The organism is Cytobacillus spongiae, from assembly GCF_021390075.1.
Window position 1 is genome coordinate 3481601 of sequence record NZ_CP089997.1, and the last position, 15048, is coordinate 3496648.

Here is a 15048-nt window from a genome sequence, read left to right on the forward strand (position 1 = left end):
CTGTCGATACCAATCTTATTAACCTTGATATATCAATAGTTTGAAGCCTTACCGTTAAATTGTCAAAATCCTGACGCTACCCCAACTTTGACAAAGTTTTTGACATGGCTGGAGCCTGGACTAGCTCAGAAAAAACCTTTTAAAAGGAGCTGGGAATCTCTTTTCTTTTGGAGGAATACCAGCAGATATAGCAAACACTTTTAGAAGCTTCGATGATATGAATTCGGCTATTGTACTGACAGCATTATCTTACAGATTTCAAATTAAAGTTAAGTTAAATGTACCCGATTGGAAGTATCCCTTCTATTAACTTAAAAATGTGTGACAAAGAATGATGTAATAAAGGCTAAATTCTTGATCTTCCGATGACCAAACAGAAGATTCATAGGAATAGATACAAAAAGGAACCGTCTTCCTAATTTTGACTTAGGTGGGAATTAAACTTCCTAGTAAAACCAAGCCCATAGCAACAATGATCTTCATTAAAAATGGTATTGGGTAGTTTTAGAAGAAAAATGGTTCATCACCGTAACTTGGGGTTGCTAGCCAAGATTTGAATATTTTAACAGTCTACTATAGAAAAAAAGCGAAAACTAACGTATCGTAATTGTTGTCGAGACAAACCACGATAGGAGTTTTCGCTTTGTACAACCAGTTTATCAAATTGATTTTACCGTTACCATCTTTTTTTGAAATCTCTCTACCTTCTGATGAAGAGCCGAATGTGTTTTTTGTAACAGCTGTACGGCAAAAGATTGCTTGCCCCATTTGCAAAGGTAATACGGTTTGCCATGATCGCTCATTACGCCGTTTTCGCCATGGTTATGCTTGGCATATTGGTGTGCTTTGGATTGAATTATTTGTGCCACGTCAACGCTGTAAAAGTTGTCATTTTACTTTTACGTTCGATTATGGATTGGGGCTTGTTCGCTCCTCTACAGAAGCCTTTCGTCGTGAAATTACGAAGCGTTGCCATGGTCGTTCAATCGCTGATGTCGCACGTGAATACAAACTACCGTATACAACAGTTGAGCGCTGGTTTTACACATATGCCCCAGACAAATTAGTCGAAGAAACGGCCCAACATATTTGTGTCGATGAGTTCGCATTGCGCAGAGGTCATCACTACGCAACGAGTGTATTAAATGCGCTAACAGGGCGTATTTTAGCGATTGTTCCGCACCGAGATCAAGATGCCATTGAAGCTGTCTTAAAAAAAGTGACAGGAACCATACAAACCATCATCAGTGATTTTGCGCCCGCCATGGCAGGTGCTATTCAAGCTGTGTATCCAGCTGCGACTCATGTATTAGATCGCTTTCATTTGATACAATTTTTCACCGATGCCCAGCAACGCAGACGACGCTAGCATATTAATCATAAGAGACTGTACCAATTCCTTATTAGGTCTGTGTAGAATTTCTATTGAATTTAGAACAGGGTGTCCAGAAAGGTTTCGGTACCTTTTTAACGTAGTAATATGAATATATACATCATTCTCTAACAACTTAGCTTCCTTAAATGCTTTTTCAATAAGATTGTTCTCCCAATCAGGTGATACTGGATTATCTTCTTTATCTGCTTCTAAGTCCTCTAAAATCTTCTTAGCTTTTAAGTCATTGTGAATATCCTTTAAATCGTTCAATTTAAAAATTAACTCACAAATAACTACAGTATATAACATCACTACCGCTGATCTATAATTCTGGTGTTCATATGAGCTAAGAACCTCTTCAAAATATTCTTTTGTTTTTTGATGATAAATTCCTTCAACTAGTTCAGCTAGATTATGCTCCATAATTCTCTTCTCCACTTCCGATATATAATAGAAGGATTTGAAATTCTTTTTTCAATCTATTAGATGAATAACACATTAAGTCAAATCCCATTATAAAATCCTGATCTACACAATAAACTTTGTGAACCAAGCTATATATTCTGCTCCCCAAATGAATAACAATTGAGCAAGCACTGTACCTAATAACCTTGATGTTACCATCATTAGTGACATATTTTTTAGCTTATTGTAACTTCCTCTTTGATTAACAACATCGTCAGCTATCACAGAAATTTTCGGGTCTATAAAAATAACTAAAAGTATTGTTGCTATACCATTAATTAAACCTGATGCCATAATAGCCGTAGAAGCTCTTTCAGGAGCTATTAAGGCTGCATATAATGCTGATAATACACCAATGGTATAGATGGCAGTTATTATCATATTTACACAAAATAGTTTTATTGGTATATCCTTTACTCTAGTATCCTGTAAGTATGAAAACTTAGGTAAACTAAAATGTGTTATGCCGCGCTTTATGTACTGTAAAGAAAAAATTCTTTTCATTAATGAAGGTACAGAACCTTTTTCCTCTGATAAATGAATGATTGCTCTTGAAAATAATGCGATAAAAGTAGGAAGCAGAATTATTCCAAATAATGTTCCAACTGTCGATGCACCAATAAGAATTCGAAATTGAGTTTCTACAAACTCCAGAGCATTTTCCTTTGGTGCAGTATCAATTAGGCTACCAGTAAAAGGTTGTTGCATCATATTAGCTAGTCTAGAAACAATGACCATAATGTTAAAAAGAGATAAAGCTGATGCAATCATTTTAACTCTTGCACCCGATAACCTCACAGCATAGGCAAGTGTTTCTATCGAATGGATGATAAAAATAAACAAAGCTATAATTAATAATTTTTCAGTTAAGAACTCCATTAAGGTATTACCTTCTTTTGCATATGAATTTAATGTCCTAATTTTACCATAAGATTCAATTTTCTACTTGCACTAAGGCAGGCTAGTCAAAAAAATATCTTTATTTACCACAGTAATGCATTCAGTCATATAAAAAAAAGAGCAGCTAAATATATAGCTGCTTAAAGATTGAAGGGTTTTAATTCTAATAAATAGATAGAAAAGCTACCTAACGATAAACTTGAAAAGATACCTAACTTTTTTATAAAAAAAATTAGAGGATTTTCTGATTGGTCGGAAAAGGTTCCCTTGCCGCCGTTAATCCCATCATGTACTAGAGAACATTACATAGGGGGGGGCTTTCAAAAAGGGCAATCATTTGCTCAAATACTCCAGTAAATGATTGTTCAACAATTCTGCAAGCATTCTATCTTCCAAAGTAGTTCCGTTTCTAGGTGACGGTCTTCTCTTTACTCTTTCCAGTAACTCCTTGTCCTTCAACTCTTTATCGAACCGCTTATATAATTTATCTCTTAGTTCTTTATCCAGTATTATTTGAATTGGTATCTTCCTGTTATCATGTCTGAGTTGATTTTGGACTTCACGTTCTTCTATTTCTTCTTGTGCTAACTTTTGATTAAGACTATAAATAATTCCACGGATATACTCAGTTGGTTCCAATCCTAATTTATTTGCTTCTTTTAATAAAGCTTTCCGCACATCCTTTTCAAGCCAGACCGTGCCTTGGTTAATATGCCGCCCTGTCTTTGACAGTGTTACCTCTTTAAGTACATGTCGTTCATCAATCGCTTTTCGTATGGTTTCACCATAAGGATCAGTTTTCCCATTTATGTTCAAACGTCTGATCAAGCTATTTAACGCCAGAACATCTTGATAACTTAGAGAAATTCCGAGCAGGTTTTCTTCTGGCGGTCTAATAAATCCTTGAACTTTTTCAAGTACATTCAAATTATTGATTTTCACGTTTCCACCTTACCCTTTTCATTTCTTTGAAATTATATTTTGTTTTCAATGCTGTAATATTCTTCGATGGCGCACCTATAATTTTATAAATATACTCACTCATGGACTTTTCTCACCCAATAACTTGTTATTCGCATTATCACCTTTGGTATCTAATTGCTATAAAAAGCGTTATCAAGATAATGTTACAGGAATGAAAGGAGATAAGGAAAAATGGCTACATTCAGAAAGTTACCCAGTGGAAAATGGCAGGCGCGTGTATCTAAGGATGGTAAGGAAAGAAGTATCGGAACATTTCGTACGAAAAAGGAAGCTGAAATTGAAGCGACAAAAGTTGAAGAGCGAATCTATTACGGTCAAACTTTAAATGACAGAAATATGTTGTTTGAAGATGCTGTGAAAGATTGGCTTGAGCATAAAAAAGCAAGTGTTAAGGAATCAACATTTGTACAACTTGAAGTGATTATATTAGAAATCACATCATGCCCACTTTCGGAGATAAAAAAATTATGACGATCAAAAGAACTGAAATAAAAAGATGGATTACAACATTCGGAGAAATAGATAAAGACGGGAATGAGAAATATTCATTTGGTTCGAGATTGAAATATCTTTCAGTTATGAAAAGTATTTTGCATCATGCTGTACATGAACTTGAAGTGCTTGAAAAAAACCCTGCCGATAAATTAAAAGTTCCTGTTCAAGATGCTGTTGCTATAAAAAAGGAAAAGGTAAATATTTTAGCCTTCAGGAATTAAATCAATTATTGGATTTCATGAAAATCTATAAGCATCAGCGCTTTCCTGATTATCAACTATATTACATGCTTATGTTTTTCTTAAGCAAAACGGGATTAAGAATAAGTGAAGCATTAGCCTTAAGATGGTCGGATATTGATGGTGATAAAATAACAATAGATAAACAAACAAGTCGTGACGATAATAACAAAGTGAAATTGACAACATTAAAAAACTCTTCATCATATCGCACAATAAAAATTGAAGATGAAGTATTACGTGAATTGAAGAAGTATAAGATGAAGCAAAATGAATTGATTTTAGGAAATCCGAGGTTTTATAAAAATAATGAGGGCATAATCTTTCAAAATTATAAGGGAATTATTTAACACCTTCAATTATCCGTGAAACAATGCAAGATTATTGTAAAAAAGCAGGTGTTGATTGTAAAGGCACCCACGGTTTTAGACATACACATGCTGTTCTGATGCTTGAATCAGGTGTAAGTTTAAAATATGTTTCAAATCGACTTGGGCATAAAACCATTAAAACAACAGCAGATACTTATCTTGATATCACCGAAAAAATAGAAGAAGACGAACTTAAAAAGTTCGCCTCCTACACTAAAAGATAAAATCAAATCGGCATGAAATCGGCACGATGATAATTTCACACTTTATAAAAACCTCTCAAACCCTTGATATAAAAAGGTTATATCTTTTTTATCCAATAGACCCTTCCATCTCGAACTTGATTAAACGATTCATTTCAACCGCATATTCCATTGGAAGTTCTTTAGTGAATGGTTCGATAAAGCCCATTACGATCATTTCTGTAGCTTCTTCTTCAGAAATCCCGCGGCTCATTAGATAGAATAGTTGCTCTTCAGATACTTTTGAAACTTTTGCTTCGTGCTCTAAAGAGATGTTATCGTTCATGATCTCGTTGTATGGAATGGTATCAGATGTTGATTGATTATCCATAATTAACGTATCACATTCGATGTTTGCACGTGCACCCTCTGCTTTACGCCCGAAGTGTACGATTCCGCGATACGTTACTTTTCCACCTTGTTTGGAGATCGATTTAGAAACGATTGTTGAAGATGTGTTTGGTGCTAGGTGAATCATCTTTGCACCTGCATCCTGATGTTGTCCTTTACCAGCTAGCGCGATGGATAATGTCATTCCACGAGCACCTTCACCTTTTAAAACAACAGCCGGATACTTCATTGTTAATTTAGAACCGATGTTCCCGTCGATCCATTCCATCGTTGCGTTAGCTTCACATACTGCACGCTTTGTTACAAGGTTGTATACGTTGTTTGCCCAGTTTTGAATCGTAGTATAACGGCAATATGCATCCTTCTTGATGATGATTTCAACAACGGCGCTGTGAAGTGAATTGGTTGTGTATACAGGAGCTGTACATCCTTCAACATAGTGTACATGAGCACCTTCATCAACAATAATTAACGTACGCTCAAACTGTCCCATATTTTCAGAGTTAATACGGAAATACGCTTGAAGTGGCGTCTCTACTTTTATGCCTTTTGGAACATAAATGAATGATCCACCAGACCAAACGGCTGAGTTAAGTGCTGCGAATTTATTATCTGTTGGAGGAATGACTTTAGCCCAGTGTTCACGGAAAATATCTTCATTTTCTCGTAAGGCAGAGTCTGTATCCTTAAACACAATTCCTTGAGCTTCAAGGTCTTCTTGCATGTTATGGTATACAACCTCAGATTCGTACTGTGCAGATACACCAGCTAAATACTTTTGCTCAGCTTCAGGGATTCCAAGCTTATCAAACGTTTGCTTGATTTCTTCAGGAACTTCATCCCAAGAACGCTCCGATTTTTCTGATGGCTTTACGTAATACGTAATTTCATCAAAATTTAACGAGGCTAAGTCTCCACCCCATTGTGGCATTGGCATATTGTAGAAATGCTCTAATGATTTCAAACGGAAATCCAGCATCCACTGCGGTTCATTTTTCATTTTAGAAATTTCTTCTACGATTTCACGCGTTAGACCACGCTTAGATCGGAATATGGAAACGTCTTTATCGGCAAAGCCATATTTATAATCACCGATCTCAGGCATTTTTTTCGCCATTGTCGTGTTCCTCCATTCTTATAGAAGAGGATGTGGACCCATCCACCATCCTGCTAGCTATATACTTTTATTGTTGTTCCTTTAGCCCTTTTTCCATTGCCTTCCAAGCTAAAGTTGCACATTTAATACGAGCCGGGAATTTAGAAACCCCTTGTAATGCCTCGATATCACCAAGATCAAGATCTTCGTCATATTCATTTCCTTGCATCAGGTCAGAAAATACTTTTGAGAGCTTGATCGCCTCTTCCATATTCCTGCCTTTAATTGCTTGTGTCATCATCGATGCGGAAGACATAGAGATGGAGCAGCCTTCTCCATCAAACTTTGCATCCTCAACGATTCCATTTTCAACCTTTAATGTTAATTGAATACGGTCTCCACAAGTTGGGTTATTCATATTTATCGTTAAACTACCATCTTCTGTTAAAACCCCTTTGTTTCTAGGGTTTTTATAATGGTCCATTATGACTTGTCGATAAAGAGTATCTAAATTATTAAAAGACATTGCTAAAATACTCCTTTGTTTTGACTAGCCCGTTAACTAGCTTATCAATATCTTCCTCAGTGTTATAGAGATAGAAGCTTGCACGAGCAGTAGCAGAAGCTTTCAACCATTTCATTAATGGCTGCGCACAGTGATGACCTGCACGAACAGCAATCCCTTCTGCATCTAACACGGTTGCCACATCATGTGGATGAACATCATCCATATTAAATGTGACAAGCCCTGCACGTTTCTCAGGATCCATCGGTCCATAGATAGTCATTCCTTCGATGGTCGACATTTTTTCTAATGCGTATTTAGCCAATTTATGCTCATGTGCTTCAATTTGGTCTAAACCGATTTCTTCTAAAAAGTCGATAGCTGCCCCTAGTCCAATCGCACCCGCAATTATTGGTGTTCCCCCTTCAAACTTCCAAGGAAGCTCTTTCCAGGTAGATTCGTATAGACCGACAAAGTCAATCATTTCTCCACCAAATTCAACAGGCTCCATTTTTTCTAAAAGCTCTTTTTTTCCATAAAGGACACCGATTCCCGTCGGAGCACACATTTTATGTCCAGAGAATGCTAGGAAATCACAGTCTAGGTCCTGTACATCAATTTTCATATGTGGTGCACTTTGCGCTCCATCTACTACCATAACTGCATCATTTTCATGAGCAATTTTCGCAATATCTTTTATTGGGTTCATTACACCCAATACATTGGAGACTTGCATAATAGATACGATTTTCGTATTAGCAGTTACGGTTTGTCGAACATCGTCTAATGAAATCGTTCCATCCTCTTGTAACGGGAGATACTTTAACGTTGCACCAGTATGTTTAGCTACTTGTTGCCATGGGATAATATTGCTGTGATGTTCCATATAGGAAATCACGATTTCGTCCCCTTCAGATAGGTTCGCATGTCCGTAGCTCATAGCAACTGTATTTAACGCCGTAGTTGTCCCACGGGTAAAAATAATCTCTTCCGTTGATTTCGCATGTATGAATTTGCGGACCTTCTCACGAGCTCCTTCGTATCCATCGGTTGCTTTTGTACCCAGGGTATGAACCCCGCGATGAACATTAGAATTATACTCTCGGTAATATTGATCCAATGCCTCAATAACTTGCACTGGTTTTTGAGAAGTTGCCGCACTATCAAGATATACGAGCGGATTTCCGTTGACTTCTTGATTGAGAATCGGAAACATTTGGCGAATATCTTGGATATTCATTACTTAACTTTCCTTTCGATAACTTCCACTAGCTGCTTTTTAACCCCTTCAATAGGAAGCTCATTAACAACTGGTGCAAGGAATCCATGAATGACCAAACGCTCCGCTTCTTTTTGCGGAATCCCACGGCTCATTAAGTAGTAAAGCTGAACTGGATCTACACGTCCAACTGATGCAGCGTGACCTGCTGTTACATCATCTTCATCAATAAGAAGAATTGGATTCGCATCACCGCGAGCTTTTTCACTAAGCATTAATACACGAGATTCCTGCTCAGCGTTAGACTTAGAGGCACCATGCTCAATCTTTCCGATTCCGTTAAAGATAGAAGTTGCTTGATCCTTCATTACACCGTGCTTCAAGATATATCCTTCAGAATTTTTCCCAAAGTGAACGACACTTGTTGTAAAGTTTTGTATTTGCTCTCCTCGGCCAACTACAACGGTCTTTGTATCTCCATGTGAGCCATCACCCATAAGGTTTGTTACATTTTCTGAAATGGTGTTGCCATCATTCATTAAGCCAAGTGCCCACTCAATTTTCGCATCTCTTCCAGCTACACCACGGCGGTTTACATATGTTGTTACACCTTTTGCAAGCGTATCAACAGCACCATAAGTCACTTTTGCATTTCCATTTGCAATAACTTCTGAAATGATGTTGAATTGGCTTCCTGCAGTTTCAACAGTTGAAATGTAGTTTTCAACATATGTAACTGAACTATTATCATCTGCTACAACAATTACATGATTAAATACATTTGCTTCTGTATCATCATGTACATAGACAGCTTGAATCGGTTCAGTTACTTCTACGTTTTTAGGTACATATAAGAAAGCTCCACCATTCATTAAAGCCGCATGTAATGCTGTAAGTCGGTGTTCATCTACCTTTACTGCATCGGTCATGAAATATTTCTTCAATAGCTCTCCATGCTCTCTAGCAGCTGTAAAAATATCAACAAAGATTACACCTTTGTCTTTTAATTCTTGTGTTACAGAAAGATAGCTTGGTCGATTATTGCGTTGAATATATAGATTTTGCTCAGCAGCCTCTGTATCAACTAATGCTTTCACATCAGCTGGAAGCTCGTCTAAAGACGCAAAATCGTCGCTTTTCACAAGATGCTTTTCGAATTGTGTAAAGTTCCACTTGTCAATTTTCGTTTTATCCGGTTTTGGCATTGGTAGCGCATCAAGATTTTCAAGAGCATTGACACGTAGCTCAGTTAGCCATGCCGGTTCGCCCATTTCGTTTGAAAAAGATTGAACATACTCTTGATCAAACGCTAGTTTTGTCTCAATAGTCATTATAATCCCCCTAACGCTTACGCTTCTTGCCCAACTGTTTCGTCTTCAATACCTAGTTCTTGTTTGATCCAGTCATATCCTTCTGCTTCTAAGCGTTGTGCAAGCTCAGGTCCCCCTGATTTTACAATGCGCCCTTGCATCATTACGTGTACAAAGTCAGGAGTAATATAGTTCAGTAGTCTTTGGTAGTGAGTGATAATTAAGCAACCAAATTCCTCACCGCGCATTTCGTTAATTCCTTTTGATACTACCTTTAATGCATCAATATCAAGACCAGAGTCAATCTCATCTAAAATAGCCATCTTCGGTTCTAACATCATTAATTGAAGAATTTCGTTACGCTTCTTTTCTCCACCAGAGAAACCTTCATTTAAATAACGTTGTGCCATATCTTGGTCCATTTCAAGAAATTCCATATTTTTGTCCATTTTACGGATGAATTTCATTAATGAAATTTCATTTCCTTCGCCAAGACGGCTATTTAGAGCAGAACGAAGGAAATCAGCATTTGTAACACCGTTAATTTCACTTGGATACTGCATTGCTAGGAATAGACCAGCACGAGCACGCTCATCAACTTCCATTTCAAGAACATCTTCATTATCTAAAGTAACGCTACCTTGTGTAATTTCATATTTTGGATGACCCATAATTGCAGAAGATAAAGTAGATTTACCTGTTCCGTTAGGTCCCATAATTGCGTGAATTTCTCCACCTTTTACTTCAAGGTTTACACCTTTTAAAATTTCTTTCCCTTCAATTTGAACATGAAGATCTTTAATCGTTAAAGTAGATCCTGCCATTGTTATACCTCCATCAATAAAAAAAGATTTGTACCTGCATATTTTTTAGCAAATCATGCCAACACTTCTTATTCTCATTTTATTCTCATTACAATCTTATAACAAATGAAATTTGTTAGCAACTCTTTAGCAGTGTTTACTTCTTTAATTTACATGAACTTTTAAACACGAAATAAAAAAAGAAAATAGCTCACTTGAATTACATTATTTATAGGATAAGATATTTTACAAGTTGAACATAGTGAAAAACTTTTATACTTTTAATAAATTCATTAATTTTCGGCCTAGAATTCTACAGAGAAGCAACGATTAATCTATCAGTAAGTCATTTCATTATTGTGTTGGTGCTTTCAAAAAAAAGACTATCTTATTTTACCCATTAAGTTCTTAATCCATGTAGTAAAAAGAAAAAACAATTGAAAACTATTCTCATTTATCAGTATCTTATTGAGAATGAATTTCAATCATTCCAGCAAGTCGAATCCATACTAAAATTGCTTCTCATAGATGATGTTTGTACTAAATCCTAAATCCTGTCAAGTACATACTGACGAAATGCGTCTGATTCAAGCAGAGAACAATGGATTTTTTCCATGAGGCTGTGACATAACTAAATGACACTTTCTCAAAGACGAACAACGACTTTTTTCATATAGTTTGGTTGTAAATGCGCTGCAGACACTCGCTTTCCGCGGGGAGGAATCTGAGTCTCCTCGCTGCCTTTCCTCTATTTCCCTTAGTAGTCGAGTGTCTTCCGCTCCATTCCACTATTTTAAAAATTTGATTTCCAAACAAACAAAAATACCCGAACTAGTAAGGAGATAACTCCTAATCGTTCGGATATACCATCGACTGAAATACTTATATCCCAGCCTCTCACTCGTTTCTTTTGCTCTATTCACTTAATTGTCACTTTTCATTTTTATGAGTTTAATTTTCGATCTAAGTCAGCAATCATGCGTTGGCTTTCGACATAGTCTTCCTGTCTTTTCTGTTCTACTCTCATTCGAACCTCGTGCTTTCGACGATATAATTCATAGCCAACTCCATGGGCCCCATGCATAGCCTTTTCCATCTCACTTGTATAATTGAGTTGTAACTGACTGATAATGAATCCATCCTTTCGGTTTTTCTCGCATAAGCGATTCGTTTAAACAATTATTATGTTATCATTGAATCGTTGTACGTTACAAAGCGGGAAAACCGTTGAAAATAAGGGTATGTATGGATAGGAGAGAGTGTAAAACACTCACCTCCAGCGTTCTTATCATTTTGGAAAATAACTCCCTATTCTTCTTGATTATGCAATTTCTATTGTAAATTATTTAATTCTGTCATTGCTTCTTGAACTAACGTTACCGCTTGACTCATTGCAGCACCTCCGCCGAATGCAGCAGTAACTCCAACAGCTTCCAATATTTCCTCTTCTGTAGCCCCTTGATCTATACAGCCCTTGACATGATAAATGATGCAATACTCATCTTGTGAATATAGACTAATTCCAAGCGCAATTAATTGCTTATCTTTTTGCGAAAGCGAACCAGCTTTAAAGCATTCTTCAGTAAATGCATGATAATGATGAGCGAGTTCAGGCATCTTCTCCGTAAAAACTCCTAAGCCTAGCTTATAGTCATGTAGTGCACCTTGTATTGAATTATTTGCTTCATATTGATGTTCCATTTTATTCACAACTCCCATCATATTCATAATAAGAAGCTTTCTTTAGACATACTCACTCTGAAAGCTAAGACTTTTTCTTCGTTAGTATGTTTGAATAGGAAACAAACTATTCTTTTAAAAAATCTGTTTTCCTATCCGTTGTAGCTTTTTGAAACATGCTCAGTTTCCGCTCCAGGTCCTTGCTTTCCGTAAGACGTACGGTGAGTATCCTCGGCTTAGCCTGTGGGATCTCAACTGTCCCACTGCTCCCTCAAGTGTCTCGCACTCTTCCGCTCCAACCTGCCAGCTATCGTATGAAGAAGGGAATCTTTCTTGGGGTGATACAATATTCTTTTAGAAAATACCCTAAAAAAAACAGGGCCTATGCTAGACCCTGTTTAGTAAATTTATCGGCATGTTGTTCTAGGATTTTCTTTAGTACCATTTGAAGTCAATTATTCTGTGACCGGAACAACAGCACCTTCATACTTTTCTAAAATAAAATCTTGAATTTCTTTCGATCGTAATACTTCAACTAGAGCATTGATTTCTTCACTATTCTCGTCCCCAGAACGTACAGCAATCACATTTACATATGGTGATTGCTCCCCTTCAATCGCAATGGCATCCTCTGTTGGGTTTAATCCAGCATCAATTGCATAGTTAGAGTTAATGAGAACTGCGTCACCTTCATCATTGTTATAAATTTGTGGTAATAATGCTGCTTCATATTCCGTATCGAAATTTAGATTTTTCTCATTTTCTTCAATATCTGCAACTGTTGCTTTCACTTTCTCAATGCCTTCTTTTAACGTAATTAATCCTTCTTTTTCAAGCATTGTCAAAATACGTCCATGGTCTGCAACAGAATTACTCATGATGATCGTAGCACCTTCAGGTAGTTCATCTAAGCTTTTATACTTTTTAGAGTAAACGCCAATTGGTTCAATATGAATTCCACCAGCATTCACAAAATCATACCCGTTTTCAGCAATTTGCGCTTCTAAATATGGAATGTGCTGAAAGTAGTTCGCATCTAATTCATTATCTGCTAACGCCTTGTTTGGCAATACATAATCTTGGAATGGTTGAATTTCAAGCTCAATGCCCTTTTCTTCCAAAAGAGGTTTTACTTGCTCTAAGATTTCTGCATGTGGAACATTTGATGCTCCAACAACAATTTTCTTCTGATCAGCTGCTTTGTCACCTGATTTTCCTTCATCTGAAGTACCACATGCAGCTAAAACCAAAACTACTGCGAATGTTAAAATTGAACTTACCCATTTTTTCATTTTTTGTCTCTCCTATCGTTTGTCTAGTTTGGAAGTGACGTAATCACCAATAAATTGAATGATAAATACAATTATTAAAATTACGATTGTCGCCATAAAGGTGACATCATTGCGACCTCTTTGAAATCCTTCTAAGTAAGCTAGATTTCCAAGCCCACCAGCTCCGATGACACCTGCCATTGCCGTATAGCCTACTAGAGCAATAGCTGTAACGGTTATACCCGAAACTAATGCAGGCATTGATTCCGGCAGAAGAACCTTCCAAATAATCGTTGATGTTTTAGCTCCCATTGATTTTGCTGCCTCAATAACCCCTTTATCAATTTCCCTTAGTCCGATTTCGACCATTCTCGCATAAAAGGGAGCTGCACCAATGACTAGTGCTGGTAATGCTGCATTTTCTCCAATCATCGTGCCTACAATGAATTTAGTAAACGGAATTAATAGGACAATTAAGATAATAAAAGGAATGGATCGAAAAATATTCACGAACCCGCCTATTATTTTATTCACGAAGTTATTCTCCCAAATATTCCCCTTCGCTGTTAGAAATAAGAGCAATCCTAATATGATACCTAATACGAAAGTTACTGCCACGGAAATGGCTGTCATATATAAAGTTTCTTTCGTTGCTTCTATCATGGATTCCCAATTAACATTTGGAAAAAGCTCAGCCATTAGAAATCACCTCCACTCCAACTTGCTGGGAATGAAGAAATTCCATTGCTCTTGTCACTTCATTCAGCTCTCCATCTATATGGATGAATAATGTTCCATAGGACCCATTCTGTGTTTGTGATATTTTCCCTTGAAGGATATTTACACTTACATCATGCTTTCGAATGAGGTTGGTAATGAGCGGCTGTTCAGCTGCTTCACCTACAAAGGTCAATTGAACAACCTTCCCCTGTGGATATTGCTCCAGTAGATGCTCAATCGTTTCTTTCGTTTCTTCAGGTTCTGTTACTTGTTGAACAAATCGCTTCGTAATGGACTGTTTGGGATGTTTAAACACATCTAGTACTGGACCCATCTCAACAATTTGTCCAGACTCCATCACAGCTACCTGATGACAAATTTTTCGAATTACATGCATTTCATGAGTGATTAAGACAATCGTTAAGCCGAGGCGTGCATTAATATCTACCAAGAGTTCTAAAATAGAATCGGTCGTTTGTGGATCAAGAGCAGATGTTGCCTCATCACATAAAAGTACTTTCGGGTTATTTGCAAGTGCTCTTGCAATCCCTACTCGCTGCTTCTGTCCTCCACTCAGTTGAGATGGGTAGGCATCTTCTCGTCCTTCAAGTCCTACAAGCTTAATTAACTCATCGACGCGTGTGCGACGCTCATTACTTGCAACTCCTGCAATTTCTAGTGGGAAAGCAATGTTCTCGCGGACTGTTCGTGACCATAATAAATTAAAATGCTGAAAAATCATGCTAATTTCATGACGTGCTTTGCGAAGTTTCTCTCCTTTAACTTTAGATACTTCGTTTCCAGCAACCGTCACCGTACCTTCAGATGGGAGTTCAAGGCCATTTAACATGCGAATAAGTGTACTTTTTCCCGCACCACTGTAACCAATCACACCGAAAATCTCACCCTCTTTAATTTGAAGGTTAACATCATCTACTGCAACAACCTGACCATTTTTGGATGAGTATATTTTTTTAACATTCTGTATCGAGATCATTTGTTTACCACCCCTTTTATCCCTT

18 protein-coding genes are annotated in these 15048 nt (G+C 37.1%); 5 read left to right on the forward strand and 13 right to left on the reverse strand.

Features of this window, described 5'->3' with window-relative positions:
- Positions 1 to 643 precede the first annotated feature (643 nt).
- Positions 644 to 1369, forward strand: a complete 726-nt coding sequence (locus LS684_RS17635) for a transposase (protein ID WP_233807940.1) — start codon at positions 644 to 646, stop codon at positions 1367 to 1369.
- On the opposite strand, the gene LS684_RS17640 is transcribed toward LS684_RS17635, so the two are convergent.
- From LS684_RS17640 to LS684_RS17650, 3 genes are all read right to left on the reverse strand, one after another.
- Complete coding sequence (locus LS684_RS17640) at positions 1310 to 1798, reverse strand: hypothetical protein (protein WP_233807941.1); 489 nt, start codon at positions 1796 to 1798, stop codon at positions 1310 to 1312. The genes LS684_RS17635 and LS684_RS17640 overlap by 60 nt on opposite strands.
- A 105-nt stretch (positions 1799 to 1903) precedes the next feature.
- Entirely contained in the window at positions 1904 to 2719 is an 816-nt protein-coding gene (locus LS684_RS17645; protein ID WP_233807942.1) for a lipid II flippase Amj family protein, read from the reverse strand.
- A gap of 354 nt (positions 2720 to 3073) precedes the next feature.
- Positions 3074 to 3682 carry a hypothetical protein gene (locus LS684_RS17650; RefSeq protein WP_226669409.1) on the reverse strand — a complete coding sequence of 203 codons (609 nt, stop codon included), beginning with the start codon at positions 3680 to 3682 and terminating at the stop codon, positions 3074 to 3076.
- Between the two features lie 213 nt (positions 3683 to 3895).
- Between LS684_RS17650 and LS684_RS17655 the strand changes: the two genes are divergently transcribed.
- Genes LS684_RS17655 through LS684_RS24165 form a run of 4 tightly spaced genes read left to right on the forward strand, consistent with a single transcriptional unit; the run spans position 3896 to position 5053 of the window.
- Positions 3896 to 4195: a hypothetical protein gene (locus LS684_RS17655; protein ID WP_233807943.1), complete on the forward strand. Its 300-nt coding sequence runs from the start codon at positions 3896 to 3898 to the stop codon at positions 4193 to 4195.
- A complete protein-coding gene (locus tag LS684_RS17660; protein WP_233807944.1) occupies positions 4165 to 4440 on the forward strand; it encodes a hypothetical protein in 276 nt (91 codons plus the stop codon). Before LS684_RS17655 ends, LS684_RS17660 begins: the two co-directional genes overlap by 31 nt.
- Positions 4441 to 4457: 17 nt before the next feature.
- The gene (locus LS684_RS24160; RefSeq protein WP_267930293.1) at positions 4458 to 4808 is read left to right on the forward strand and encodes a tyrosine-type recombinase/integrase; all 351 of its coding nucleotides are present in this window, start codon (positions 4458 to 4460) and stop codon (positions 4806 to 4808) included.
- A gap of 11 nt (positions 4809 to 4819) precedes the next feature.
- Positions 4820 to 5053 carry a tyrosine-type recombinase/integrase gene (locus LS684_RS24165; protein WP_267930425.1) on the forward strand — a complete coding sequence of 78 codons (234 nt, stop codon included), beginning with the start codon at positions 4820 to 4822 and terminating at the stop codon, positions 5051 to 5053.
- A gap of 88 nt (positions 5054 to 5141) precedes the next feature.
- Here the strand turns inward: LS684_RS24165 and sufB are convergent, their stop codons facing one another.
- The 10 genes from sufB to LS684_RS17715 form a co-directional block, all read right to left on the reverse strand.
- Positions 5142 to 6539, reverse strand: coding sequence for a Fe-S cluster assembly protein SufB (sufB, locus tag LS684_RS17670; RefSeq protein WP_233807948.1), 1398 nt, complete (start codon positions 6537 to 6539; stop codon positions 5142 to 5144).
- Positions 6540 to 6606: 67 nt separating this feature from the next.
- Positions 6607 to 7044 (reverse strand): Fe-S cluster assembly sulfur transfer protein SufU, encoded by a 438-nt coding sequence (sufU, locus tag LS684_RS17675; protein ID WP_233807950.1) that lies wholly within the window; start codon positions 7042 to 7044, stop codon positions 6607 to 6609.
- On the reverse strand, positions 7034 to 8263 hold the full coding sequence (locus tag LS684_RS17680; protein ID WP_233807952.1) for a cysteine desulfurase: 1230 nt from the start codon (positions 8261 to 8263) through the stop codon (positions 7034 to 7036). The genes sufU and LS684_RS17680 overlap by 11 nt, the downstream gene beginning before the upstream one ends.
- On the reverse strand, positions 8263 to 9573 hold the full coding sequence (gene sufD, locus LS684_RS17685) for a Fe-S cluster assembly protein SufD (RefSeq protein WP_233807954.1): 1311 nt from the start codon (positions 9571 to 9573) through the stop codon (positions 8263 to 8265). Before sufD ends, LS684_RS17680 begins: the two co-directional genes overlap by 1 nt.
- Before the next feature lie 17 nt (positions 9574 to 9590).
- A complete protein-coding gene (gene sufC, locus LS684_RS17690) occupies positions 9591 to 10376 on the reverse strand; it encodes a Fe-S cluster assembly ATPase SufC (protein ID WP_233807956.1) in 786 nt (261 codons plus the stop codon).
- 922 nt (positions 10377 to 11298) lie between these two features.
- On the reverse strand, positions 11299 to 11439 hold the full coding sequence (locus tag LS684_RS17695) for a YuzK family famiily protein (RefSeq protein WP_233807958.1): 141 nt from the start codon (positions 11437 to 11439) through the stop codon (positions 11299 to 11301).
- 248 nt (positions 11440 to 11687) lie between these two features.
- Positions 11688 to 12056 (reverse strand): carboxymuconolactone decarboxylase family protein, encoded by a 369-nt coding sequence (locus LS684_RS17700; RefSeq protein ID WP_233807960.1) that lies wholly within the window; start codon positions 12054 to 12056, stop codon positions 11688 to 11690.
- Positions 12057 to 12490: 434 nt separating this feature from the next.
- Positions 12491 to 13327: a MetQ/NlpA family ABC transporter substrate-binding protein gene (locus tag LS684_RS17705; protein ID WP_233807962.1), complete on the reverse strand. Its 837-nt coding sequence runs from the start codon at positions 13325 to 13327 to the stop codon at positions 12491 to 12493.
- Positions 13328 to 13339: 12 nt separating this feature from the next.
- Positions 13340 to 14005, reverse strand: a complete 666-nt coding sequence (locus LS684_RS17710; RefSeq protein WP_233807964.1) for a methionine ABC transporter permease — start codon at positions 14003 to 14005, stop codon at positions 13340 to 13342.
- On the reverse strand, positions 13998 to 15023 hold the full coding sequence (locus LS684_RS17715; RefSeq protein WP_233807966.1) for a methionine ABC transporter ATP-binding protein: 1026 nt from the start codon (positions 15021 to 15023) through the stop codon (positions 13998 to 14000). Before LS684_RS17715 ends, LS684_RS17710 begins: the two co-directional genes overlap by 8 nt.
- Between the last annotated feature and the right edge of the window lie 25 nt (positions 15024 to 15048).